Genomic DNA, 7244 nt, shown 5'->3' with positions numbered 1-7244 from the left:
TAAAAAAATATTGAGTAAATGAAGACTTAAAATGAGAAACTTTATATCGGTAGAAGAAATAGGTTTAGGAGAACCGACCATTGCAGATGGTTTAGCTGTTCCAAGAACTTTAGCGGTGGGCTCTAAATTAATACGTTATTATTTTAGCGAGGTTATACGCTTCAAGATGAATCATTCAAACGTCTATTATGGAACTTATACGACACAGGAAAGATTTTTCTAGAGCCAGCAGCTGTTGCTGGAGTTGTGGGACCTTATGTGTTAATATCCACTAAAGTTGGACAGACGTCATAACCTACAAGATAAATTGGTAAATGCAACACATATCGCATGGGCAACTGACGGTTTTATTGTTCTAAGTGACTACAAAGAAGAGTTTATCGAAGAAGGAAGACAAGCTGAAAAGAATAAAACAAGTACGGTAAAATAATATGAGAAAAGAGCGATGTTAGTTCCGGGTCTATTTTGTGTAGTGAAAAAGGAGAGCTTTTAGGTGCTGAATGAATATTAAAGAGGTAAAATGGTATTCATTCGAGGACTGAATGAACATTAAAGAGGTAAAATAGTGTTCATTCGAGGACTGAATGAACATTAAAGAGGTAAAGTAGTGTTCATTCGAGGACTGAATGAACATTAAAGAGGTAAAATAGTGTTCATTCGAGGACTGAATGAACATTAAAAAGCTAAAACGGTATTCATTCAAGAGTGGAATGAATACCGTTTTATTTATTATCTTACGTGACAAGAAATATCGTGATTTTCCATAATTTTTTTAAAGTAGTCTAGATCTTCACTATGAAGCTGAGGCACATCTTGCATTTGGTATTCACGGTTTAAATTTTCATACTTTTTTTGACCAAATTGATGGAAAGGCAGCAATTCTATTTTTTCAACGCCCATCTGGTTAAATAATTCAGCAAAATGTTGTGCGTCTATTGAGCTATCATTAAAATGAGGGATGACCGGGATACGAATGGTTAAGTCTTTTTGTTGGTTTAAAGCTAGGGCAAGATTTTTCAAAATTAATTTGTTGCTAACACCAATTCCTTGTCGATGTTTTTCTGGGTCATAATGTTTTACATCAAAATATAAGCTATCTACTTGCGCAATAAATTTTTCAAAAACTTTGGGGTTAGCTTGTCCCGTCGTTTCAGCAGCTGTATGAATCTCCTCTGCTTTTAATTGTTTTAATAACTCCGTTGCAAATTTAGCTTGATACAATACTTCTCCACCAGAAAGCGTCACCCCACCGCCAGATTCTTCATAAAAAGGGAGATCCTTTTTAACTTCTTTTATAATCTCATTTATACTTTTGTATTCACCGATGGTTGTATATGTATTTTGTTGAGTATCCCACATTTTTTCTGGCTTATCACTTTGTGATTCAGGGTTTGCACACCAATAACAATGCATAGGACAGCCTTTGAAAAAAACGACCGTACGAATGCCAGGCCCATCATGGATGCTGAACTTTTGAATATTAAAAATACAAGCTTGTAATGGTGTTTGTGTTGCCATAGAGACTCCTCCTTCTTGTTCAAGTTTATTCTATCACATGAGGTAACAAACGTAAACAAAATACATTACGTACGTAATCTTGTTTTGGATAAATTGTTAGTAGTAATGAAATATGATATTCTTATTAAATAAAAGCGAGGGATAATCATGGCGCGAGAAGAAGAAATTATTTCGATAGTAAGTGAAAACAAAAAAATAGAAGTCAATGAATTAGCTCATTTATTAGATGTATCAAAAGTGACTATTCGTAAAGATTTAGATAAATTAGAGACACGAGGAATCGTGCATCGACAACACGGATATGCAGTGTTAAATAGCCAAGATGATATTAATTACCGTTTGGCCATCAATTATGATTTGAAAAGAAAGATTGCTAGAAAAGCAGCGGAATTAGTTAAAGATGGCGAAACAGTTATGATTGAATCCGGCTCCACCTGTACGTTATTAGCTGAGGAGCTAGCATATCATAAAAGCGATGTCACTATTATCACCAATTCCAATTTTATAGCTTCTTATATTCGAAAAGCAGAAGGAGTTAAGATTTTGCTAATAGGTGGAGAATATCAAAAGGATTCCCAAGTAAATGTAGGACCTTTAGTAAAAAAAGTCATTAGCGAATTTCATGTAGATAAATTATTTGTGGGCATTGATGGATTTGATGAACAAAGAGGATTTACTGGCAGTGATGTTACGCGTTGCGATACGGCTAATACAATGATGAGTTCTGCAAACAATACGATTGTTTTAACAGATTCAAGCAAATTTTTGCAAGGGGGAGTTGTTTCTGAGTTTGCTTTTGACACTATCTCTATGGTGTATACCGATAACCGTATTGAAAAAGAAAAGAAAGAGTTTTTAGAAAAGCAATCCATTCAAGTGGTGACGGTTTAATAAAATCTTTTATTTTTTAAGAAGGGGCTGAACGACTGTCCTCTTCTTTTTTTATGCTTTTGTAATTTGTGAATAAATGTGCTATATTTATTACGAAGGAAACTAATTAACTTTCAAACAAAAAAGGAGGACCCTCATGGAAGCCCAAGTAAAAGAAAATAAAGGAAATGATCCCTCGCATTTTGGTAGATTGTCTAATCGTATGATGAAATATCGGGAAGCCGTACTGGAAAAAAAACCTTATATTTGTGCAGAACGAGCGCTGTTAGCAACGAAAGCTTATCGAAAACATCAAAATCAACCAACGGTTTTAAAACGGGCCCTCATGTTAAAAAATATTTTAGAAAAAATGTCAATTTACATTGAAGAGGATACTTTGATTGTAGGTAATCAAGCTGCATCTAACCGGGATGCGCCCATATTTCCTGAGTATACTTTAGACTTTGTTATGGATGAATTAGACACGTTTGAAAAACGGGACGGCGATGTATTTTATATTACGGAAGATACGAAAGAACAACTTCGTTCTATTGCTCCTTTTTGGCAGAATAATAATTTACGAGCTAAAGCAGGAGCATTATTACCAGAAGAAGTACAGGTATTTATGGACACAGGCTTTTTTGGAATGGAAGGCAAGATGAATTCTGGCGATGCTCATTTAGCGGTTAATTATCAACAGTTACTTGAAGTTGGGTTGAAGGGGTATGAAGAACGAACATTAAAAGCTAAAGCAGCATTAGATTTAACAAAACCAGAAAGTATTGCAAAATATCATTTTTATGATGCTATTTTAGTTGTCATTGATGCTGTGAAAAATTTCGCAAAACGTTATGCTGATTTAGCAAAAGAGATGGCAAAAACTGCTAATTCACAACGAAGTACTGAACTTCTTGAAATTAGCCGCATTTGTCAAAAGGTTCCTTATGAACCAGCAGAAAGCTTTACTGAAGCAATACAAGCGACTTGGTTCATTCAATTAATTTTACAAATTGAATCCAATGGACATTCTTTATCTTACGGACGTTTTGATCAGTATATGTACCCTTATTTGAAAGCGGATTTAAACAAAGACGCTATAACTGAAGACGAAGCAGTCGAGCTTTTAACTAATTTATGGATAAAAACATTGACGATTAATAAAGTTCGTAGTCAAGCTCATACTTATAGTAGCGCGGGAAGTCCCTTGTATCAAAATGTTACAGTAGGGGGACAAACAAAGGATAAAAAAGATGCTGTCAACACTCTGTCCTTTTTGGTTCTACGCAGCGTAGCGCAAACGAAATTGCCGCAGCCTAATTTGACAGTACGTTATCATGCTCAAATAAACCAAGAATTTTTAAATGAAGCGATTGAAGTCATGAAACTAGGGTTTGGTATGCCGGCGTTTAATAATGATGAAGTGATTATTCCATCATTTATCAAATATGGAGTAGCAGAAGAAGATGCTTATGATTATAGTGCCATTGGTTGTGTTGAAACTGCAGTTCCAGGCAAATGGGGCTATCGTTGCACGGGAATGAGCTATATGAACTTTCCTAAAATTTTAATGATTGCTATGAATGATGGGGTCGATCCTGTAACAGAACGTCGGTTTACTAAAGGGCATGGTTATTTCAAAAATATGAAAACTTTTGCCGAGTTGGAGAACGCTTGGGATAAGACTGTGCGCGAATTAACGCAGATGAGTGTTATTGTGGAAAACGCCATTGACTTAGGTATTGAACAAGAAGTACCTGATATTTTGTGTTCTGCTTTGACAGAAGATTGTATCGGTCGTGGTAAAACGATCAAAGCAGGTGGAGCTATTTATGATTTTATTTCCGGACTACAAGTTGGGATTGCTAATTTAGCTGATTCATTGGCAGCCATTAAAAAATTGGTTTTTGAAGAAGAGAAAGTAACTCAAGATGAACTTTGGCAAGCTTTGATGACGAATTGGGAAAGTGAAAGAAGCCAAGAAATACAGCAGTTGATTATTCATGAAGTACCTAAATACGGCAATGATGAGGATTATACTGATCAGTTAGCGGTTAAAGCTTATGATAGTTATATTGATGAAATCAAGAAATATCCGAATACACGTTATGGACGTGGCCCTATCGGTGGCATTCGTTATTCGGGAACTTCATCAATTTCAGCCAATGTTGGACAAGGACGCAGTACCATGGCAACGCCAGATGGACGCAAAGCTTGGGCACCTTTAGCAGAAGGATGTTCACCTTCACATAATATGGACCAAAACGGCCCCACTGCAGTGTTAAAAAGTGTATCCAAGTTACCGACAGAAGATATTGTGGGCGGTGTTTTACTGAACCAAAAAGTAAATCCACAAACATTGGCTAAAGAAGAGGACAAGCAAAAGTTAATAATGTTACTGCGTACGTTTTTCAACCGGTTAAAGGGATATCATATCCAATATAACGTTGTTTCGAAAAAAACATTAATTGATGCACAAAAAAATCCAGAAAAACACCGTGATTTGATCGTACGAGTGGCTGGATACTCTGCCTTTTTCAATGTCTTATCCAAAGCAACCCAAGACGATATTATCGAACGAACAGAACATGCAATATAAAAGCTTCAATGAGGACAGCTAAACATAAGTTGTCCTTATTTTTTGTTTAAAAATTGATTCATTACGCTTTTAAGATTAAAAATGTTGTTAACTTCTGTTCGTTCCGAGCAAAATGCAGGGAAGTATAAACGATCTCCCTTCATTTTATAAAAAAAGAGTGGAAGTATAGACGAGTTCCCTTCACTTTATAAAAAAAGAATGGAAGTGCAGACTTTTTTGCATTCAAGAAAGGTCGTTGCTTTTTGTGAAATCCTCCTTATTTGTGTGTAAAAATGTTAGAATAAAGGTGAGAAGGTTATCCATAAAAAGAAGCTTGGTAAGAACTGTTAATGATGCAATAAGAAGGGAGGCAACAATATGTCAGAAAAACGGTTTGAAGAAGTTTATAAGCAAGGAAAATTAACGGCGGAAAAAATCATTCGTGATAATGAAACAGGTATTTTGTATTTAGTTTATCAAGAAGGATATGGCATGGGGCTAACTGTTATGGTTGATAAAAACGGGAAGCCATTGGTAGACGAAAATTTTTAGAGAGTTATCGGTGTATTTAAAAGTATGGTGTATAGATTGTGCTATTTTAAGCATGAATAAAGGATTTTACGAATTTTTTCGTTCGTAAAATCCTTTTTTATTCATTATTCTAGATTTGCATGATATTGCCATAAAGACGAAATATCGATTTTATCTTGATTGACGATCATTAAAGCAACAATGTCTCCTAAAATGAGTAATGATTGTTCAAATAAGCTTGTCATTGGTTGTTTTGAAGCATTCAATGAAGAATCATATTTATTTGAAGCAGGTATATAGACAAAATGGTCGGTATATTTTGCCATTGAACTTTCACGATTAGTCCCGATATGAATTACTTTTGCGCCAAAACTTTTGGCCTTAGAGGCTATAAATAAAGGAAACCCTGTTTCCCCGCTGCCTGAGCCGACAATCAGTATATCTTTATCCGTGATAGCAGGCTCTGTAATTTCTCCGACGACTACTGTCTCAATGCCCAGATGATTCAGTCTTTTAGCGATTGCTTCTAAAGAGAGAAGAACTCTACCTACGCCAACAAAAAAAACTTTTTCTGCTGAGCAGATCCATTGAATGAGTGTTTCCACATCTTCTTTATTGACGTTTTCTAAAGTTTTATCGATCTCATTGATGACAATTTTTTCATATTCTTCGTACATATAAAAACTCCTTATTTAGTTTGTCATTTTACTTTGTTGTTTTTGCAATTGTTTTCTGTACCAAACAAATAACAATATATAAGCTAAGATGGAAATTCCAGCGATTCCTAATTTTGTAATATCCATCGCCGAAATCCCTTGGCCTAGAATCATACCAAACATTTTTTCTAATGGATTTGAATCAATCGAAGTAAATAATTGTCCTTTTTCTAATCCATTGGGAAAGTTATTCATCGCAATGGAAGCCGATGTAACGAAATTAGCCACCATCGTAGCCGACCATAAGTAAATAGGGATTAAGATCGTTCCAATCAATGTCATGCGGATTACCCGACCTTTGGTTACAATTAACAAGGCAGGAGTTAATACCGTCATTAAGATGCCACCTAAAGGCATTGCTTTATTCCCAGGTAAAAACATGGAAATAATTAATAAAATTGGCGCTAGAAGATTTACAACTGCCCAAACTTCAGCACGAGAAGCAACAATAGGCCAATCGATAGCAATCAAAAGTTTTCTTCCACGCAGTCGTTTACTCATCATAGATTGAACGCCGCCGGATAAAGGTTCAATAGCGGGTCCAAACCAACCTCCTACTAAACCAAATAGTTCTAGGGCTACACCACCAGTGAATGCCAAAGTAAAAATCTCTGCAACCGATTGTTGTCCTAAAATGCCAATAAATACTCCTAAATAGGCATCAATAGCAAATTTACTCCCCCAGAAACCAATTTTTTTGTTCAGTGTTTCTGCATCAAAATCAAATTTATCAACGAAAGGTAAACAAACGTCAATGAATTTATTAATCAGCATGGCTAAAGGTGCGATTAGAAAGCATGGGTGTGCAGTAGTGGTAATATTCTTCTCATCATAATCTAATAACTTATTAAGTGTAGGTTTCATCGCATCTGCATTCAATAACATTATTGCGTAGATAAATAAAACAAAAATCGAGGTAACGATTATATTATTTGCATAATGGTTTACTAATAAACCGATAATGGAAATGTTCCAAATGTTAAATAAGTCAACATTTAATGTTTCTGTAACTTTCATAAACAACATCACAATGT

Annotated in this window: 8 protein-coding genes; 5 read left to right on the top strand and 3 right to left on the bottom strand. The window is 35.3% G+C overall.

From position 1 onward, the window contains the following. The first annotated feature begins 31 nt into the window (after positions 1-31). Together TS1_RS11750 and TS1_RS12820 are read left to right on the top strand one after the other, a co-directional pair. Positions 32-223: a hypothetical protein gene (locus tag TS1_RS11750; RefSeq protein ID WP_068710669.1), complete on the top strand. Its 192-nt coding sequence runs from the start codon at positions 32-34 to the stop codon at positions 221-223. Positions 224-307: 84 nt separating this feature from the next. Continuing rightward, on the top strand, positions 308-430 hold the full coding sequence (locus TS1_RS12820) for a hypothetical protein (protein WP_281177368.1): 123 nt from the start codon (positions 308-310) through the stop codon (positions 428-430). A gap of 299 nt (positions 431-729) precedes the next feature. On the opposite strand, the gene TS1_RS11745 is transcribed toward TS1_RS12820, so the two are convergent. Continuing rightward, complete coding sequence (locus TS1_RS11745) at positions 730-1518, bottom strand: glycyl-radical enzyme activating protein (RefSeq protein ID WP_068710668.1); 789 nt, start codon at positions 1516-1518, stop codon at positions 730-732. Between the two features lie 147 nt (positions 1519-1665). Between TS1_RS11745 and TS1_RS11740 the strand changes: the two genes are divergently transcribed. The 3 genes from TS1_RS11740 to TS1_RS12630 all read left to right on the top strand — a co-directional run bounded on the left by TS1_RS11740 (position 1666) and on the right by TS1_RS12630 (position 5515). Next, positions 1666-2409, top strand: a complete 744-nt coding sequence (locus TS1_RS11740; protein ID WP_068710667.1) for a DeoR/GlpR family DNA-binding transcription regulator — start codon at positions 1666-1668, stop codon at positions 2407-2409. Positions 2410-2545: 136 nt separating this feature from the next. Then, positions 2546-4984, top strand: a complete 2439-nt coding sequence (locus tag TS1_RS11735) for a glycyl radical protein (RefSeq protein ID WP_068710666.1) — start codon at positions 2546-2548, stop codon at positions 4982-4984. A gap of 357 nt (positions 4985-5341) precedes the next feature. After that, complete coding sequence (locus TS1_RS12630; protein WP_169792383.1) at positions 5342-5515, top strand: DUF6440 family protein; 174 nt, start codon at positions 5342-5344, stop codon at positions 5513-5515. Between the two features lie 104 nt (positions 5516-5619). On the opposite strand, the gene hxlB is transcribed toward TS1_RS12630, so the two are convergent. Both hxlB and TS1_RS11725 read right to left on the bottom strand, forming a co-directional pair. Then, a complete protein-coding gene (gene hxlB, locus TS1_RS11730) occupies positions 5620-6171 on the bottom strand; it encodes a 6-phospho-3-hexuloisomerase (protein WP_068710665.1) in 552 nt (183 codons plus the stop codon). 15 nt (positions 6172-6186) lie between these two features. Further along, on the bottom strand, positions 6187-7244 hold a 1058-nt coding region (locus TS1_RS11725; protein ID WP_068710664.1), incomplete at its 5' end, for a PTS galactitol transporter subunit IIC.

The sequence above is a fragment of the Tetragenococcus solitarius NBRC 100494 genome, assembly GCF_001544195.1.
Taxonomy (GTDB): Bacteria; Bacillota; Bacilli; order Lactobacillales; family Enterococcaceae; genus Tetragenococcus; species Tetragenococcus solitarius.
The sequence above is the reverse complement of the archived record's forward strand: the minus strand, read 5'-3'. Positions and strand labels throughout refer to the sequence as shown.

Bases quoted from the DNA above. Each gene is read 5' to 3' on its own strand.
- TS1_RS11750 (WP_068710669.1), top strand. From the start codon at position 32: ATGAGAAACTTTATATCGGTAGAAGAAATAGGTTTAGGAGAACCGACC.
- TS1_RS12630 (WP_169792383.1), top strand. From the start codon at position 5,342: ATGTCAGAAAAACGGTTTGAAGAAGTTTATAAGCAAGGAAAATTAACG.
- TS1_RS11735 (WP_068710666.1), top strand. From the start codon at position 2,546: ATGGAAGCCCAAGTAAAAGAAAATAAAGGAAATGATCCCTCGCATTTT.
- TS1_RS11745 (WP_068710668.1), bottom strand. From the start codon at position 1,518: ATGGCAACACAAACACCATTACAAGCTTGTATTTTTAATATTCAAAAG.
- hxlB (WP_068710665.1), bottom strand. From the start codon at position 6,171: ATGTACGAAGAATATGAAAAAATTGTCATCAATGAGATCGATAAAACT.
- TS1_RS11740 (WP_068710667.1), top strand. From the start codon at position 1,666: ATGGCGCGAGAAGAAGAAATTATTTCGATAGTAAGTGAAAACAAAAAA.